The following is a 16,914-nucleotide window of genomic DNA, read 5'->3' on the forward strand; positions in this document are numbered from 1 at the left end:
GTCCGGGTTTCGGGGGGCGAGCGTCGGGGCAGCAGCCCATGCTCCGCCGTTGATCTGACACCATTCCCCGGGGGCCCCGTTCGGCGGACGGACGGAGCCCGTTTGGCCAGACTTGCGACCAGGGGACGGATGGGACCGCGCAGTGCGGGGCTACGAACGCCAGGAGCGAGAGCCGGCGGCTGACGTCGACCACCTCTCTCGGTTCGAGGCCGAGATGGATCGGCTGAAGACCGAGCGGGAGAAGGCGATCCAGCACGCCGAGGACCTCGGCTACCAGGTCGAGGTGCTGCGCGCCAAGCTGCACGAGGCGCGGCGGACCATCATGTCCCGGCCCGCCTTCGACGGCGGGGACATCGGCTATCAGGCCGAGCAGTTGCTGCGCAACGCCCAGGTCCAGGCGGACCAGCTGCGCCAGGACGCCGAGCGTGAGCTCAGCCAGGTCCGGGCGCAGACGCAGCGCATCCTCCAGGAGCACGCCGAGCAGGCGGCCCGGCTCCAGGCCGAGCTGCACCAGGAGGCGGTCACCCGCCGCCAGCAGCTGGACCAGGAACTCGCCGAGCGCCGCCAGACCGTCGAGTCGCACGTCAACGAGAACGTGGCGTGGGCCGAGCAGCTGCGCGCCCGCAGCGAGTCGCAGGCCCGCCGCCTCCTCGACGAGTCGCGTGCCGAGGCCGACCAGGCCCTCGCGGCCGCGCGCGCCGAGGCCGAGCGGCTCACCGGCGAGGCCCGGCAGCGGCTGACGGGCGCTGCCGAGGAGGCCCGTGCGGAGGCCGAGCAGATCCTGCTCCGGGCCCGGACGGACGCCGAGCGGCTGCTGAACGCCGCCTCGACGCAGGCCCAGGAGGCCACCGACCACGCCGAGCAGCTGCGTACCTCCACCGCCTCGGAGTCGGACTCAGCCCGCCGGCAGGCCACCGAGCTGAGCCGGGCCGCCGAGCAGCGCATGTCGGAGGCCGAGGAGACGCTGCGCAAGGCGCAGTCCGAGGCCGAGAAGCTGGTCGCCGAGGCCACGACGGCCGCCGAGAAGGCGCTCTCGAACGCCGAGTCGGCCAACGAGCAGCGCATGCGTACGGCCAAGGAGCAGGTCGCCCGGCTGGTCAGCGAGGCCACCAAGGACGCCGAGGCCACCAAGGCGGACGCCGAGCAGGTCGTCGCGGACGCCCGCGCGGAGGCCGAGAAGATCGTCGCCGAGGCCGCCGAGAAGGCCCGCACGATCACCGCCGAGGAGAGCGCGACCCAGCTGTCGAAGGCGGCCAAGACGGCCGAGGACGTCCTCAACAAGGCGCAGGAGGACGCGCAGAACACCACCAAGGCCGCCGCCGAGGAGGCCGAGCGGATCCGCACCGAGGCCGAGGCCGAGGCGGACCGGCTGCGCGCCGAGGCGCACGACATCGCCGAGCAGCTCAAGGGCTCGGCGAAGGACGACACCAAGGAGTACCGCGCCAAGACGGTCGAGCTCCAGGAGGAGGCGCGCCGGCTGCGCGGCGAGGCCGAGCACCTGCGCTCCGAGGCGGTCGCCGAGGGCGAGAAGATCCGCGCGGAGGCCCGCAAGGAAGCCGTCCAGCAGATCGAGGAGGCGGCCAAGACCGCCGAGGAGCTGCTGTCCAAGGCGCGGCAGGACGCGGACGACCTGCGGCAGAAGGCCACGACGGACAGCGAGAAGGTCCGCACCGAGGCCATCGAGCGCGCCACCACGCTGCGCCGGCAGGCCGAGGAGACCCTCCAGCGCACCCGTCAGGAGGCCGAGCGCCACCGCGACGAGGTCGTCGAGCAGGCCGAGGGCATCAAGGCCGACGCCGAGCAGGCCGCCCGTGAGCTGCGCGAGGAGACCGAGCGCGGCGTCGAGGCCCGCCGGGCGGAGGCCGCCGAGGAGCTGACGCGCCTTCACACCGACGCCGAGCAGCGGCTCGCGGCGGCCGAGCAGGCGCTCGCCGACGCCCGCGAGGAGGCCGCGCGCATCCGTCGCGAGGCCGGCGAGGAGACCGACCGGCTGCGCAACGAGTCGGCCGAGCGGATCCGCACCCTTCAGCAGCAGGCCGAGGAGGAGGCCGACCGGCTGCGCAACGAGGCCGCGTCGGACGCCTCCGCCTCCCGGGCCGAGGGCGAGGCCATCGCCGTACGTCTGCGGTCCGAGGCCGCGGCCGAGGCCGAGCGGCTGAAGTCGGAGGCGCAGGACACCGCCGACCGGGTCCGTGCCGAGGCGCAGGCCGCCGCCGAGCGGCTCGCCACGGAGGCGTCCGAGACGCTCACCGCCGCCCAGGAGGAGGCCGCCCGGCGTCGCCGCGAGGCCGAGGAGCTCCTCGGCTCCGCCCGCCGGGAGGCCGACCAGGAGCGCGAGCGGGCCCGCGAGCAGAGCGAGGAGCTGCTGGCTTCCGCCCGCAACCGGGTCGAGGAGGCGCAGGCCGAAGCGGTACGGCTGGTCGAGGAGGCCGACCGGCGCGCCACCGAGATGGTGTCGGCGGCCGAGCAGCACGCCCAGCAGGTCCGTGACTCCGTGACCGGGCTGCACGAGCAGGCCCAGGAGGAGATCACCGGGCTGCGCAGCGCCGCCGAGCACGCGGCGGACCGTACGCGCCGGGAGGCCGAGGAGGAGGCGGACCGCGTCCGCTCCGACGCCTACGCCGAGCGGGAGCGGGCCGGCCAGGACGCGGGCCGGGTCCGGCGCGAGGCGAACGAGGAGGCCGCCGCCGCCAAGTCGCTGGCCGAGCGGACCGTCGGGGAGGCCATCGCCGAGGCGGAGCGACTGCGTTCGGAAGCCGCCGAGCACGCCCAGCGGATCCGTACCGAGGCGTCGGACAAGATCGGCGAGGCCGAGCAGTCCGCGTCCCGCACCCGGGCGGACGCCCGCGAGGACGCCAACCGGATCCGCTCGGACGCGGCGACGCAGGCCGACACCCTCATCACCGAGGCGCGTTCGGAGGCGGAGCGGCTCCAGTCGGAGACGATCACGGAGGCCGACCGGGTGCGCTCCGACGCGCTCGCCAAGGCCGAGAAGCTGGTCGGGGACGCCACGTCGGAGGCGGAGCGGCTGCGCGCCGAGGCCGCCGAGACGGTGGGCTCGGCCCAGCAGCACGCCGAGCGGGTCCGCAGCGACTCCGAGCGCGTCAAGGCCGAGGCGGCCGCGGAGGCCGAGCGGCTGGTCAACGCGGCCCGCGAGGAGGCCGAGCGCACCCTCGAAGAGGTCCGCAGGGAGGCGGGCAAGCGGCGCCAGGACGTGGCCGAGCAGGTCGACAAGCTCATCACGGAGACCACCGCCGAGGCGGACAAGCTGCTCACCGAGGCTCAGCAGCAGGCGCACAAGACGACCGCGGACGCCGAGGCGCAGGCCGACACCATGGTGGGCGCGGCCCGCAAGGAGGCCGACCGGCTGGTCTCCGAGGCGACCGTCGAGGGCAACTCGATGGTGGAGAAGGCCCGTACGGACGCGGACGAGCTGCTGGTCGGCGCGCGCCGGGACGCCACGTCGATCAGGGAGCGCGCGGAGGAGCTGCGCGACCGCATCACGAGCGAGATCGAGGACCTGCACGAGCGCGCCCGCCGTGAGGCCGCCGAGACGATGAAGTCGACCGGCGACCGCTGCGACGCGCTCATCAAGGCTTCTGAAGAGCAGCTGGCCAAGGCGCAGGCGAAGGCCAAGGAGCTGGTGTCGGAGGCGAACTCCGAGGCCGGCAAGGTCCGCATCGCCGCGGTCAAGAAGGCCGAGGGGCTGCTGAAGGAGGCCGAGCAGAAGCGCTCGACCCTCATCAAGGAGTCCGAGGAGCTCAAGGCCGAGGCGATCCGCGAGGCCAAGCGCACGGTCGAGGAGGGCAAGCGCGAGCTGGAAGTCCTCGTACGGCGGCGCGAGGACATCAACGCCGAGATCTCACGGGTCCAGGACGTCCTGGAGGCGCTGGAATCCTTCGAGACACCGTCGGCCGGCAAGGATGGCGGGGTCAAGGCGGGTGCGACAGTCGGAGCACCCCGATCGGGTGGCAAGTCGTCAGACGGCTAGCGTGTCGGGCCGGTTCCGGTGTCTCCTGGGGTCCTTTGACCCGGTTTTTGGCAAGCCGTCCGACGGTTAGCCACTCAAAAGGGGTCTCATTCTCCAGATCAAACACGTATCCGCTCGATGACACACCGCTTCGGCCCCTAGGATTCCACTTATCACCTCACCGGTCTCTTTCGACAGGAACCCCATGAGCGACACTTCCCCCTACGGCTTCGAGCTTGTGCGGCGTGGGTACGACCGCGCGCAGGTGGACGAACGCATCTCGAAGCTCGTCTCCGACCGCGACAGCGCTCTGGCCCGCATCACCGCTCTGGAAAAGCGCATCGAGGAGCTCCACCTCGAGACGCAGAACGCCCAGGCCCAGGTGACCGACGCCGAACCGTCGTACGCAGGTCTCGGCGCGCGTGTCGAGAAGATCCTCCGCCTCGCCGAGGAAGAGGCCAAGGATCTGCGCGAGGAGGCCCGCCGCGCCGCCGAGCAGCACCGCGAGCTCGCCGAGTCGGCGGCCCAGCAGGTTCGCAACGACGCAGAATCGTTCGCTGCGGAGCGCAAGTCCAAGGCCGAGGACGAAGGCGTCCGGATCGTCGAGAAGGCCAAGAGCGACGCCTCCCAGCTGCGTGCCGAGGCCCAGAAGGACGCGCAGTCCAAGCGCGAGGAGGCCGACGCCCTCTTCGAGGAGACCCGCGCCAAGGCCGCGCAGGCCGCCGCCGACTTCGAGACGAACCTCGCCAAGCGCCGCGAGCAGTCCGAGCGCGACCTGGCCTCCCGTCAGGCCAAGGCCGAGAAGCGTCTCGCCGAGATCGAGCACCGCGCCGAGCAGCTGCGCCTGGAGGCCGAGAAGCTGCGCACCGACGCCGAGCGCCGTGCCCGTCAGACGGTGGAGACGGCTCAGCGTCAGGCCGAGGACATCGTGGCCGACGCCAACGCCAAGGCCGACCGGATCCGTTCGGAATCCGAGCGCGAGCTCGCGGCTCTGACCAACCGCCGCGACAGCATCAACGCTCAGCTGACGAACGTCCGCGAGATGCTGGCGACGCTGACCGGTGCCGCGGTCGCCGCGACCGGTGCGCCGGCCGCCGAGGACGAGCCGATCACGCGTGGGGTGCCCGCCCAGCAGTCCCGGTAACGATCCGGCACACGCCTGCTGAATTTTGGCAAAGCCCTCTGCCACTGGGGTGGCAGAGGGCTTTGTCCCGTTTTAGCGTGGGCGGCATGATCGAGCTCGAGGGGCTGACGAAGCGGTACGGCGAGAAGGTGGCGGTCAACAACCTGACGTTCGCGGTGAGACCGGGCATCGTCACGGGGTTCCTCGGTCCCAACGGCGCGGGCAAGTCGACCACCATGCGGATGATCCTGGGCCTCGACCGGTCCACGGCCGGTGACGTCCGTATCGACGGCAAGCACTACGACCGCCTCAAGGACCCGCTCACCTCCATCGGCGCGCTGCTGGAGGCCAAGTCCTGGCATCCCGGACGCAGCGCCTACAACCACCTGCTGTGCCTCGCACAGAGCAACGGCATCCCGAACGGCCGGGTGCGCGAGGTACTGGAAGCGGTCGGGCTGACCGCGGTCGCCAAGAAGAAGACCAAGGGCTTCTCGATGGGCATGGGACAGCGGCTCGGCATCGCGGGCGCACTGCTCGGCGACCCCCGGATCCTGATGTTCGACGAGCCGGTCAACGGCCTCGACCCCGAGGGCATCCACTGGATCCGGAACCTGATGAAGTCGCTGGCCGCGCAGGGCCGGACCGTCTTCGTCTCCTCCCACCTGATGAGCGAGATGGCGCTGACCGCCGACCATCTGGTCGTGATCGGGCAGGGGCGGCTGCTCGCCGACACATCCATGCCGGAGTTCATCGCGCGCAACTCACGGGCGTACGTCCGTATCCGCACCCCGCAGCGCGAGCGGCTGCTCGACGTGTTGCAGCAGGCCGGGATCACCGCCGTGCAGAACGGCAACGGCACCCTGGAGGTGGACGGCGGCAAGTCCGAGCAGATCGGGGAGCTGGCTGCGCGCCACCAGGTCGTGCTGCACGAGCTGAGTCCGCAACAGGCCTCCCTGGAGGAGGCGTTCATGCAGCTGACCGCGGAGTCGGTTGAGTACCACGCGCACGCCGAGGCGCCCGGGCCGCCGCGACCGCAGCAGCAGCAGTGGGGCGCCGACTGGAGGAGGAGCTGAGCATGGTGGTCACCCAGGTCGTCCGCTCCGAATGGACCAAGATCCGGTCCGTCGCCTCCACCGTGTGGACGCTGTCCCTCGCCGTGGTGGTCACCATCGCCCTCGGCATGCTGATCTCGGGCCTGTCGAAGAACGAGTTCGACGACATGAGCCGGAGCGACCAGCTGTCCTTCGACCCGACCTTCATCAGCTTCGCCGGTATGGGCCTCGGTCAGCTCGCGCTGATCGTGTTCGGGGTGCTCGTCGTCTCGAACGAGTACAGCACCGGCATGATCCGCACCTCGCTGGCCGCCGTGCCGCAGCGCGGCACCTTCCTGTTCAGCAAGATCGCGGTGGCGACCGGGCTCTCCCTCGTCGTCGGCCTGGCCACCAGCTTCGTCACGTTCTTCCTCGGACAGGCGATGCTCGGCGAGTACCGGGCCGAGATCGGGGATCCGGGCGTGCTGCGGGCGGTGATCGGCGGTGGGCTGTACATGGCCCTCATCGCGATGTTCTCGATGGGCGTCGCCGCGATGCTGCGCTCGCCGATGCTGTCGCTGGGCATCCTGATGCCGTTCTTCTTCCTGATCTCCAACATCCTCGGGAACGTCTCGGCCACCGAGAAGATCGGCCGCTATCTGCCCGACCAGGCCGGCAGCAAGATCATGCAGGTGGTCACCCCGGTCGACAACGACACGCCCTACGGCCCCTGGGGCGGCCTCGGGATCATGGTGCTGTGGGTGATCGCCGCGCTCGCGGGCGGTTACGCGACGCTCAAGAAGCGGGACGCGTAGCGAGGAGACGGCGGTGCGAGGTTTTACTCGCTCTTGAGTGGAACCGTCAGCGCCTCGGTATCCTCCTAACCCTTACGGGGGCGTGTGCCCTGCTGTCCTGATCCTTTCGATGGGTGCGGAGCATGATCGAAGCAGTCGGCCTGACCAAGCGCTACGGCGACAAGACCGCTGTGTACAACCTGTCCTTCCAGGTGCGGCCCGGCGCCGTCACCGGCTTCCTGGGTCCGAACGGCTCGGGCAAGTCGACGACGATGCGCATGATCCTCGGCCTGGACAACCCGACGGCGGGGCATGTCACGATCGGCGGCTACCCGTACCGCAGGCTGCCCAACGCCCCGCGTCAGGTCGGCGCCCTGCTGGACGCCAAGGCGGTGCACGGCGGCCGCGCCGCGCGCAACCATCTGCTGAGCCTGGCCCAGCTCTCCGGCATCCCCGCCCGGCGGGTGGACGAGGTGCTGGGCGTGGTCGGCCTGCAGGACGTGGCCGGACGGCGCTCCAAGGGCTTCTCGCTCGGCATGGGCCAGCGGCTCGGCATCGCCGCCGCACTGCTCGGCGACCCCCAGGTGCTGCTGTTCGACGAGCCGGTCAACGGCCTCGACCCCGAGGGCATCCTCTGGGTGCGCAACCTGATGAAGTCGCTGGCGGCCGAGGGCCGGACCGTCTTCGTCTCCTCCCACCTGATGAGCGAGATGGCGCTGACCGCCGATCACCTGATCGTCATCGGGCGCGGTCAGCTGCTGTCCGACATGAGCGTCAAGGACTTCATCGCCGCGAACTCCGCGGGCTTCGCCCGGGTCCGTACGCCGGACACCGAGCCGCAGCTGCGCGAGAAGCTGGCCGGCGCGCTCACCGAGGCGGGTGGGCACGTGCTGCCCGAGCAGGACGGTGCCCTTCGGGTCACCGGGCTGGCGCTCCCCCGCATCAGCGACATCGCGCACGACTCCGACGTACGCCTGTGGGAGCTTTCGCCGCACCAGGCCTCGCTGGAGGAGGCGTACATGCGGATGACGCAGGGCGCGGTCGACTACCGCTCCACCATCGACCACAAGGAAGGGCTCCAGCAGCCGCTGCCGCCCGGCGCGCAGCCACCGATGCCGGTGCCCGGCCAGGGCCAGCCGGGCTGGTACGCCCCGCCGCCGCCCCAGCAGGGCGGGCAGCCGTACGCCGCACAGCCGGGCCGGCCCGGGCCGTACGGCGCTCCGGCCGCTCCGGAGACGACGCCGAACCCGTACGCGCAGACGGCTCCCCAGGCGCCCGGGACGGCCCCGGGCCAGGCTCCGGCGCAGCCCGCGCCGCCGGCCCCTCAGAGCCCCGCCCAGCCCCCCGCGAGCGCTCCTGCGCCCGCGCAGCCCGCCACGCCTCCCGTCAACGCCGCCCCGACCAAGCCCGAGGACGCCCGATGAGCACGCCCCAGCCCCCGATGCCGCAGACCGCCGCACCGAACTGGCAGGCGGCGCCCGGCTCCCCGTACCCCACCTACACCTCGCCGATCCCCGTGGTGCGTACGCACCTCGGGCACGCGCTCGCCTCGGAGTGGACGAAGATCCGCTCGGTGCGCTCCACGATGTGGACGCTCGGTGTGTTCGTGCTGCTCGTCGTCGGTATCGGCCTGGCCGCCGCGGCGCTGGTCTCCGCCAACTCCTCCGAGGAGAGCCTGGCCGGAGAGAGCCCGCTGTCGTTCGGCTTCTTCGGGCTGCTGCTCGGCAGCATGTGCATCATCACGCTCGGCGTGCTGACGACGGCCTCGGAGTACGGCACCGGCATGATCCGCACCACGATGACCGCGTGCCCGGCCCGCGGCCGGGTGCTGGCGGCCAAGGCGATCGTCTTCTTCGTCGTCGCGTTCGTGGTGACGCTGGTGTCGGCCGTGCTGGTCGCCCTCGCCGACGTGGCCATGCTGGAGGGATCGCGGGAGCCGACCGGTCAGGAGTGGCTGAAGGGCACGGTCGGCATCTCGTTCTACATCGCGCTGCTCGGACTGCTCTCGCTGGTCGTCGGCTCGATCATGCGGCACTCGGCGGGCGCGATCACGATCATGATCGGTGTCGTGCTGGCCCCGCTGGTCATCGCGCTGTTCATGTTCTCGGAGTCGCTCCAGGACCTCCAGCAGGCCCTGTTCGAGTACTCCATCCCGAACCAGCTCAGCGTCTTCTACGCCCAGTCCCTGTCCAGCTCCGGCCCGTCCGGCTGGGACCCGCTGTGGATCATGCTCGGTGTCACGGCGGCCGCGTTCGCCGGCGCCTTCGCGCTGCTGGAGAAGCGGGACGTGTGAGCCTGCCCGGCTAGAACTTCGGCGCGTTCCTGGACCGCTGCACCCGTGTGGTGCGGCGGTCCTTCGCGTTCCAGCACGCCTTGTGCCAGTGGCGGCGGTCGTCCACGCCCGCGTGGTCCGGCCAGGCGACGACGTGCGGGACACCGTCCGGGATCATCTGTTCGCAGCCCGGGCAGCGGTAGGCCTTGCCCTGCGCGCTGGCGCCCGCCACATGCCGTACGTTCCAGTCCTCGCCGTCCCAGCTCTCCGAGGACTGCCAGCCGCCGTAGCGGCCGGGACGGTCGTCCTCGGCGCTGCGACCGGACGAGCCGGAATCCTTGGGTCGGTTGCGACGCGGGGACACGGAACACCTCACGGGGCTATACAGGATGCACGGGCCGTGTCCAGCCTACGCGGCACCGACAGGGGTAGGCGTACGGCACCAACCCCCACAAGTCCCTCACGCCGGCCATTGATTCTGCAGACAATCCGCAAATCTCTTCGCCAAGCCGTGTCCTCGGCACGTGTCAGACGGTTATGCCCGGTGGGGGAGCTCCGAGTCGGAGCCAAGGAAGCAGGAAAAAGCAATGCGCGTAGGAAGTTTCGTACTCGCGGCCCGGTTCCCGGGCCAGGGCGATGGGGAGGCGCTGCACCGCGCGGTCCGCTCCGCCGAGGTCGCCGAGGAGGCGGGGCTCGACTCGGTCTGGCTGGCCGAACACCACTTCGTTCCGTACGGCACCTGTCCGTCCGCGATCACCCTGGCCGCCTTACTGCTCGGCCGCACCACCCGGCTGCGCGTCGGCACCGCGGTGAGCGTACTGCCCACGGCCCACCCGGTGGCCGTCGGCGAGCAGGCGGCGCTGCTGCACATCACCTCCGGCGGGCGGTTCTCGCTGGGGGTGGGGCGCGGCGGGCCCTGGGTCGACCTGGAGGTGTTCGGCTCGGGCCTCAAGGCATACGAGGAGGGGTTCCCGGAATCACTCGATCTCCTGGTGCGCTGGCTGCGCGAGCCGTCGGTCGCGGCCGCCGGCGAGCGGTTCGGCTTCCGCGAGGTCGCCGTCGTACCGAGGCCCTCCGAGTGCCTCACGGACGTCGAGGGCCCCGAGGTCGTCGTCGCCTGCACCTCGCCGCGCAGCGTGCGGCTCGCGGCCGAGCGCGGGCTGCCGATGCTGCTCGGGATGCATGTGGGCGACGAGGAGAAGGCCGAGATGGTCGCCCTGTGGCGGGAGCACGCACGCGCGGCCGGACGGCCGGTGGACGAGATCCGCCGCGCGGCCCATGTGTCGGCCGGCATCTGCCAGATCGCGGACCGGCGCACGGACGCGGTGGAGACCCTCACCAAGGCCATGCCGGGCTGGCTGCGCCAGGGCCTGGAGGCCCATGTGACGGTCGACGGCCGCCATCGCGCGATGCGCGACCCGCTCGCGTACACCGAACTGCTCTGCGGGCTGCACCCGGTGGGCACGCCGCGCCTGTGTGCCGACCGTCTGGCGGCGACCAGCGAGCGGACCGGGATCTCCCGCTTCGCCCTGCTGGTCGAGGGCTCGGGCGACCTGGCGGCGACCGAGGAGAACGTACGACGACTGGGCACCGAAGTGCTGCCGCACCTCGGCTGAGCCGGCCGGTGCGCACCGAACGCCCCGGGCCGCCAGAGGGCTTGCCGCCCCAGTACTGAATGCACCTCCCGCGTATGGAGCGGCAAGCAAGCGGCTCAGTGCGTCAGCAGTCCCTGAACTCCGGGGACTGGTTCAGCACCTGACTGCGCACCGAGGTGAAGCGGGACAGCGTCTCGTCGACCGAGGAGTCAAGCGGGAACACCGCCACCCGGTGGCAGTTCTGGAAGGCCAGTCGCACCCCGAAGTGCCGCTGTAGCGCGCCGCGTATCGCGTCACTCGCAAGCGCACGCAGCAGCTGGCCACGTGCCTGCTCGTCCGGCGGGGGCGTCTGGTTGTCGGCGAACGAACCGCCGTCGACCTTCAGCTGGGCCACCAGGGAGCTGATCATCTCCCATGCATAGGGCAGGGAGGTCCGGACGCAGTCGACGAAGGCGGCTTCGTCGACCTCGCCTCGCTCGGCCTGTTCGAGTAGGGCCGGTGAGACGTCGAGCGACATGGGTTCTCCTCTCGCACCCCCGCAGCAGCAGGGGTTGCCGGACAGATGAGGGAGTTCGCGATACCGGACACTCTGTGTACACGCCTCGCGACCTCCCGTTTAATACGGTAGGCAACAGACGGTGACGGCACCAGGAGAATGCGTACATGGGCGGGCCTCGTTGGGCTCACAATCGGCCAGAAATGAACAGGGGCAGTCCGGGGTCTTACGGACTCTCCCAGGGCGAATCGCGTCGACACCGGCCCGTCGAGTAGCGTTGCCGACCATGCGTCTCGTCATTGCCCGATGCTCCGTCGACTACGCGGGCCGGCTCACCGCCCATCTGCCCTCGGCGCCCCGTCTGATCCTGGTCAAGGCGGACGGCAGCGTTTCGATCCACGCGGACGACCGGGCCTACAAGCCCCTCAATTGGATGTCGCCGCCCTGCACACTGAAGGAGGGGGACGGCGAGCAACAGGACGTCTGGACGGTCACCAACAAAGCGGGCGAGAAGCTGATCATCACGATGGAGGAAATCCTCCATGACTCGTCCCACGAACTGGGCGTGGACCCCGGTCTGATCAAGGACGGGGTGGAAGCGCACCTCCAGGAACTCCTCGCCGACCGCATCGAGACGCTGGGCGAGGGGTACACGCTCATCCGCCGCGAGTACATGACGGCCATCGGGCCGGTCGACATCCTGTGCCGGGACGCCGAGGGCCGCACGGTCGCGGTCGAGATCAAGCGGCGCGGCGAGATCGACGGCGTCGAACAGCTCACGCGCTACCTGGAGTTGCTGAACCGCGACCCGCATCTCGCGCCGGTGCACGGCATCTTCGCGGCCCAGGAGATCAAGCCCCAGGCCCGCGTCCTCGCCACGGACCGCGGTATCGGCTGCCAGGTCCTGGACTACGACGCGATGCGCGGCATCGAGGACGACAAGTTGCGCCTGTTCTAGCGCGGCGGGGCGCGTCTACGTCCCCGCTCCCCCGCCGTTCTCCGGCGCTACGGCGCTCAGTCCCCACGGCGTTGTCCGGCGGTGCCGAACCGACCCCGAGGCCGGTTGGCACCGCCGAATCGGGCCATAGGGGCTGAGCACCGTAGCGCCGGAGAAGTTTTGGCCGGGGACGGGTGCCGCGCCCGACGGATCGTCGCACCCCGGACAATCGCCCCACTCACCGGCAGTCGACGGGACCACCAACCACCACTCGGACCACCGGCCCTGGGCCGCATCACGGGCGGTGGGCCGAATCGCCCACCGCCGCTCGGGTCACCGACCATGGGCCGGACCCCGGGCGGTGGGCCGCATCACGGACGGTAGGCCGGATCGATCGTCCGGCGCCGCTCGGGTCGCCGGACGTAGGTCAGATCAGCCCGTTCGCTCCCGTGGTCGGGTTCTCCTGCGTCGATGTCGGTGCGCTCGCCGACGTGGTGGTCTCCGCCGGGCTGGAGGAGGCCGGGCCGCTGGCCGAGGTCGAGGAGGTCGGCGGGTCCGTCGGGTCCTGCGTCGTCGGCTCGTCCGTCGGCGTCGGCTCCTCCGTCGTCGGCTCGTCCGTCGGCGTCGGCTTCTCCGTCGGCGACGTGGGCGGCTTCGTCGGCGAGGACGGCGGCTTGGTCGGGGACGACGGCGGCTTCGTCGGCGAGTGCGTGGAGCCACCGCTCGAACCCTGCGTCCCGGTCGGGTCGTCCGACGGGTCCGTCGGATCGTCCGTCGGGGTCGGGTCGTCCGACGTCCCGAGCGTGCCGTCGGGACCCGGATCCGTCGGCCGGCTCGTCGCCGTACCGGTGTCGCCGGAGCCCTTGCCCTCGTTGCTCTCCACCTTGTCCGCGCCCAGGCTGTCGTCGCCGGGGCCCTGGCTGGCGGACGGGTTGACGCCGACCTGGTTGGACGGGGCGTTCGGGTCGTTGTCGGACGTGGCGCCGAGCGTCACCACCGTGCCGAGCACCGCCACGAGCAGCGCGCCCGCGCCGGCCGCGACGAGGTTGCGGCGCGCGAAGCTGCGGATGCCGCCGCGGCCCTTGTGCGAGGCGGCAGGGGACGACGCCTGGTGGGTGACCAGCGTCGAGGTGTCACCGCCGGGCAGGAACGCGGCCGGCACTCCGCCGGGAGGCGACTGCGACTCCTCGTAGCGCGCGTCCGGCACCTCCTCCCCCGCGGTCGCGGCGAACGCGGCGAGCCCGGGGGCCGTACCGGAGCGGTCCGAGACCAGCGCGAGGGCGCGGCGCCCGGCGACGGTCCCGCGCTTGTCGGCGAGGGCGCCGCGCAGACCGATGGAGGTCTCCAGCTCGGCACGGGCCCGGTCCAGTCGGCCGCCGCAGAGCGCGAGGATGCCCAACTCGTGGTGGAAGTAGGCCTGTTCGGACACGTCACCGGCCAGCCGGGCGGCCTCGGCACCGGCGCGCAGCGCCCGCTCCCAGGCGCTCCAGTCCAGCCCCGCCGCGAACGCGGGCGCCGCCGTGCGGGCCAGCTGCACGGTCGGGCTCTCCTCGCCCTCGGCGGGCGGTGTCGTCGCCGGCACGAGCACGCCCAGCGCGGCGAGCACGGCGTCGGCCTCGGCGGACACCCGCTCCGGCGTGACCGAGGGGTGCCCGGCCCACCAGGCGTAGTGCTGCACGGCGGTGCGGGCGTCGTCCTGGGCGTCGTCGGCGTACCCGGCGGCCTCCAGCTGGACCTGCACCCCGGCGGCGAGCCGGTAGCGCGAGCCGACCGGCGAGACCAGCCCGCAGTCGGCCAGCTCGCCCAGCGCGGCGTCCGCGTGGGTGTCACCGACGAGTGCGGGCAGATGCGCCTGGTGCGGCACCTCGCCGCCGAGCGCGACGGCGAACCTCAGGGTGGTGCGGGCGGATGCGCTGAGCCGCGAGGCGAGCAGCTGTGCCGGTCCCGCGGCCTCACCGAGCGACGGCAGGGGTGTCTCCTCGCCGCCCTCGGTGTCGACCGGGGTGTCGAAGGGCGCGTCGGACGGCGGGGCGTCCTCGAAGACGCCGTACTCGTCGACGGCGTCCGCTCCGGCCCGCAGCCGGTCCCGCTGCCGCAGCAGCGCCCCGGCCTGGACGAACCTGAGCGGCAGGCCCTCGGACTCGAACCACAGGTCGCCGGCCCAGTTCGCCTCGTCCTCGGTGAGGACCCGGCCGATGCCGCGCTCCAACAGCTCCACGCTCGCGGCCCGGTCGAGCCCGCCGAGGGTGACCTCTTCGATGCCGGAGTCCGCGGACGGCGCGGGCACTTCGGGTGTGGCGCCGAGTACGAAGGCGCACTCGGGGGTCGCGTCGAGCAGTTCGTCGAGCGCGGTGCCGCCGAACTCGATGTCGTCCAGGACGACGACCGCGCCGATCTCACGCACGCAGGAGAGCAGTTCGTCCCGGTCCGGGCGGTAAAGGGGCGCGCTGTACACGGAGTAGAAGAGGTCGTACAGCAGATCGGCGGGCGTGCGGTGGAAGCCGCTGAGCCGGACCACGCCGTCGGGCGCGAGGTCCTCGCAGTCCTCGGCGACGAGGTCGAGCAGGCTGGTGCGGCCCGCGCCACGGGCGCCGACCAGACGTACGGAGCGGCCGCGGGCGAGCATCCGGACGAGCTGTTCGCGCTCCTCCTGGCGGGCCAGGAGCGGCTCGGCGGGACGGGTCGGGCCGGGCGGGACCGGCGGCTTGGCGGCGCGGTCGGCCTCGGCGCGTTCGGCCGCCGTCAGTTTCTCGGGCCGCCCCGGACGCTCCGCCGGCGGGCAGATCTCGATCTCGCTGCCGTCGACGGGGTTGACGGTGAGCAGGAAGTCGCCGGAGACCAGTTGCACCGTGCGGGCGAGTGCCGGCGAGTGCTGGCCGAAGTCGGGTGTGAGGGGATCCCTGGGCGGGCGCGGGCGCGACGACTGGCCGTCGGCGTCATGGCCGTACCCCTCGGGTCCCCGGGTGTTCGGGTCCATAGGTTTCAAGCCCCCCAAAAGCGTCGTGTGCAGTTCGCGGCCCCTCCCGGCCTTTGCACACCGCGCTGTCGCTTCTGGTCCGGGCCCGCTCGAAGGGGTTTGTCTAGGCAGCGGGCAGCCGAACCCTAAACCTTCGCACAGTATCTACGACAGGTCGGGGTACCGCGCCGTCCGAGACATCACAGTCTCGTGAGGATTGTGCGCGACATGCGCTTCGCAACCGGAACGCCCTACTGTCCCGCCCCACCCGTGCCGGGGTGTCACACCCGGGGCAGGGACTCCACCCCGATGCCGCCCTCGATCGCCAGGATCCGGTGCAGCCGGGTGGCCACCAGCAGGCGCTGCATCTGCGGCGGCACACCGCGCAGCACCAGGCGCCGGCCGCAGCGGCCGGCCCGCCGATGGGCCCCCATGATCACCCCGAGTCCGGTGGCGTCCCAGAACTCCAGCTCGGACAGGTCGAGCACCAGGTCGCCGACTCCGTCGTCGACGGCCGAGTGCAGGACCGTACGGGCGTCCGCCGCGCTGCGGACGTCGAGGCGGCCCCCGACGACCAGTTCGGCGTGGTCGCCCCTGATGTGCATATCGCTCCCCTAAGCGTGCGTTCGTGCTCCGCGTGTGTGGTCTGCGTAGGTGCCTGTGTCTGTGTTTGCTATGAGTCTTCGCTGTGGCCGGTGATGCAACCTCTGACTGCGTTGAGCGGCCAGAGGTTGCCGTCTGTAAGCGAACCGATACCGAATTCACCCCATCGCGTGATGCGCGCAGGGGCTGTGCGGTGGTCTACGAAACCTCAGTAGCTGTAAAAGCCTTGCCCGCTCTTGCGGCCGATGTCACCCGCGTCCACCATCCGGCGCATCAGCTCCGGCGGGGCGAACTTCTCGTCCTGGGACTCGGTGTAGATGTTGCTGGTGGCGTGCAGCAGGATGTCGACGCCGGTGAGGTCGGCCGTGGCGAGCGGGCCCATGGCGTGACCGAAGCCCAGCTTGCAGGCGAGGTCGATGTCCTCGGCGGTGGCGACACCCGACTCGTAGAGCTTGGTGGCCTCGACTACGAGCGCCGAGATCAGCCGGGTGGTGACGAAACCGGCGACGTCCCGGTTCACGACGATGCAGGTCTTGCCGACGGACTCGGCGAACTCCCGCGCGGTGGCGAGGGTTTCGTCGCTCGTCTTGTAGCCGCGGACCAGCTCGACGAGCTGCATCATCGGCACCGGCGAGAAGAAGTGCACGCCGACGACCCGCTCGGGGTGCGCGGTGGCCGCCGCGATCTTGGTGATCGGGATGGCGGAGGTGTTGGAGGCGAGCACGGTGTCCTCACGCACGATCTTGTCGAGCGCGCGGAAGATCTCGTGCTTCACCTCGAGCTTCTCGAAGACCGCCTCGATGACGACGTCCGCGTCCGCGGCGGCGTCCAGGTCGGTGGTCGCGGTGATGCGGGCGAGGGAGGCGTCGGCGTCGTGCGCCTCCAGCTTGCCCTTGCTGACGAACTTGTCGTACGACGCCTTGATGCCGTCGGTGCCACTCCTCAGGGCCTCGTCGGTGACGTCACGCAGGACCACGTCCCAACCCGCCTGAGCAGAGACCTGGGCGATACCGGAACCCATGAGACCGGCCCCGATGACGGCGAGCTTCCGTGCCACTGACGACTCCCCTTTGAATCACGGCAGCATTACTGCGAGTGTGCGCTTACACGCTGCTTACGATTGGCTTCTGCGGCGGA

Annotated in this window: 13 protein-coding genes; 8 read left to right on the plus strand and 5 right to left on the minus strand. The window is 71.4% G+C overall.

Translation table 11 applies throughout. The annotated features are described in order from the left end of the window. The first annotated feature begins 142 nt into the window (after positions 1-142). The 6 genes from scy to ACFPQ9_RS00310 all read left to right on the plus strand — a co-directional run bounded on the left by scy (position 143) and on the right by ACFPQ9_RS00310 (position 9,211). Positions 143-3,991, plus strand: coding sequence for a polarized growth protein Scy (scy, locus tag ACFPQ9_RS00285; RefSeq protein WP_380844529.1), 3,849 nt, complete (start codon positions 143-145; stop codon positions 3,989-3,991). A gap of 184 nt (positions 3,992-4,175) precedes the next feature. Next, positions 4,176-5,114, plus strand: a complete 939-nt coding sequence (locus ACFPQ9_RS00290; protein WP_125524869.1) for a coiled-coil domain-containing protein — start codon at positions 4,176-4,178, stop codon at positions 5,112-5,114. An 86-nt stretch (positions 5,115-5,200) separates the two neighbouring features. Further along, positions 5,201-6,166 (plus strand): ATP-binding cassette domain-containing protein, encoded by a 966-nt coding sequence (locus tag ACFPQ9_RS00295; protein WP_380844532.1) that lies wholly within the window; start codon positions 5,201-5,203, stop codon positions 6,164-6,166. 2 nt (positions 6,167-6,168) lie between these two features. Continuing rightward, complete coding sequence (locus ACFPQ9_RS00300) at positions 6,169-6,939, plus strand: ABC transporter permease (protein WP_380844535.1); 771 nt, start codon at positions 6,169-6,171, stop codon at positions 6,937-6,939. Between the two features lie 122 nt (positions 6,940-7,061). Continuing rightward, complete coding sequence (locus tag ACFPQ9_RS00305; RefSeq protein ID WP_380844538.1) at positions 7,062-8,342, plus strand: ABC transporter ATP-binding protein; 1,281 nt, start codon at positions 7,062-7,064, stop codon at positions 8,340-8,342. Beyond that, a complete protein-coding gene (locus ACFPQ9_RS00310) occupies positions 8,339-9,211 on the plus strand; it encodes an ABC transporter permease (RefSeq protein WP_380844541.1) in 873 nt (290 codons plus the stop codon). The genes ACFPQ9_RS00305 and ACFPQ9_RS00310 overlap by 4 nt, the downstream gene beginning before the upstream one ends. 10 nt (positions 9,212-9,221) lie before the next feature. Here ACFPQ9_RS00310 and ACFPQ9_RS00315 read toward each other — a convergent pair whose 3' ends face one another. After that, entirely contained in the window at positions 9,222-9,554 is a 333-nt protein-coding gene (locus ACFPQ9_RS00315; protein ID WP_380844544.1) for an ATP/GTP-binding protein, read from the minus strand. A gap of 223 nt (positions 9,555-9,777) precedes the next feature. On the opposite strand from ACFPQ9_RS00315, the gene ACFPQ9_RS00320 reads away from it, so the two are divergent. Then, positions 9,778-10,806, plus strand: a complete 1,029-nt coding sequence (locus ACFPQ9_RS00320; RefSeq protein ID WP_380844547.1) for an LLM class flavin-dependent oxidoreductase — start codon at positions 9,778-9,780, stop codon at positions 10,804-10,806. A 103-nt stretch (positions 10,807-10,909) separates the two neighbouring features. Here the strand turns inward: ACFPQ9_RS00320 and ACFPQ9_RS00325 are convergent, their stop codons facing one another. Beyond that, a complete protein-coding gene (locus ACFPQ9_RS00325; protein WP_030959211.1) occupies positions 10,910-11,302 on the minus strand; it encodes an SCO5389 family protein in 393 nt (130 codons plus the stop codon). 265 nt (positions 11,303-11,567) lie between these two features. Between ACFPQ9_RS00325 and nucS the strand changes: the two genes are divergently transcribed. Beyond that, positions 11,568-12,239, plus strand: coding sequence for an endonuclease NucS (gene nucS / locus ACFPQ9_RS00330; RefSeq protein ID WP_380844550.1), 672 nt, complete (start codon positions 11,568-11,570; stop codon positions 12,237-12,239). 406 nt (positions 12,240-12,645) lie between these two features. Here nucS and ACFPQ9_RS00335 read toward each other — a convergent pair whose 3' ends face one another. From ACFPQ9_RS00335 to ACFPQ9_RS00345, 3 genes are all read right to left on the minus strand, one after another. Beyond that, complete coding sequence (locus ACFPQ9_RS00335; protein WP_380844553.1) at positions 12,646-15,195, minus strand: P-loop NTPase family protein; 2,550 nt, start codon at positions 15,193-15,195, stop codon at positions 12,646-12,648. A gap of 260 nt (positions 15,196-15,455) precedes the next feature. Further along, positions 15,456-15,779, minus strand: a complete 324-nt coding sequence (locus ACFPQ9_RS00340) for an STAS domain-containing protein (RefSeq protein ID WP_019760944.1) — start codon at positions 15,777-15,779, stop codon at positions 15,456-15,458. 206 nt (positions 15,780-15,985) lie between these two features. Further along, on the minus strand, positions 15,986-16,834 hold the full coding sequence (locus tag ACFPQ9_RS00345; RefSeq protein ID WP_380844556.1) for a 3-hydroxyacyl-CoA dehydrogenase family protein: 849 nt from the start codon (positions 16,832-16,834) through the stop codon (positions 15,986-15,988). Positions 16,835-16,914: the final 80 nt, after the last annotated feature.

The organism is Streptomyces coerulescens (assembly GCF_042657965.1).
Lineage (GTDB): Bacteria > Actinomycetota > Actinomycetes > Streptomycetales > Streptomycetaceae > Streptomyces > Streptomyces coerulescens.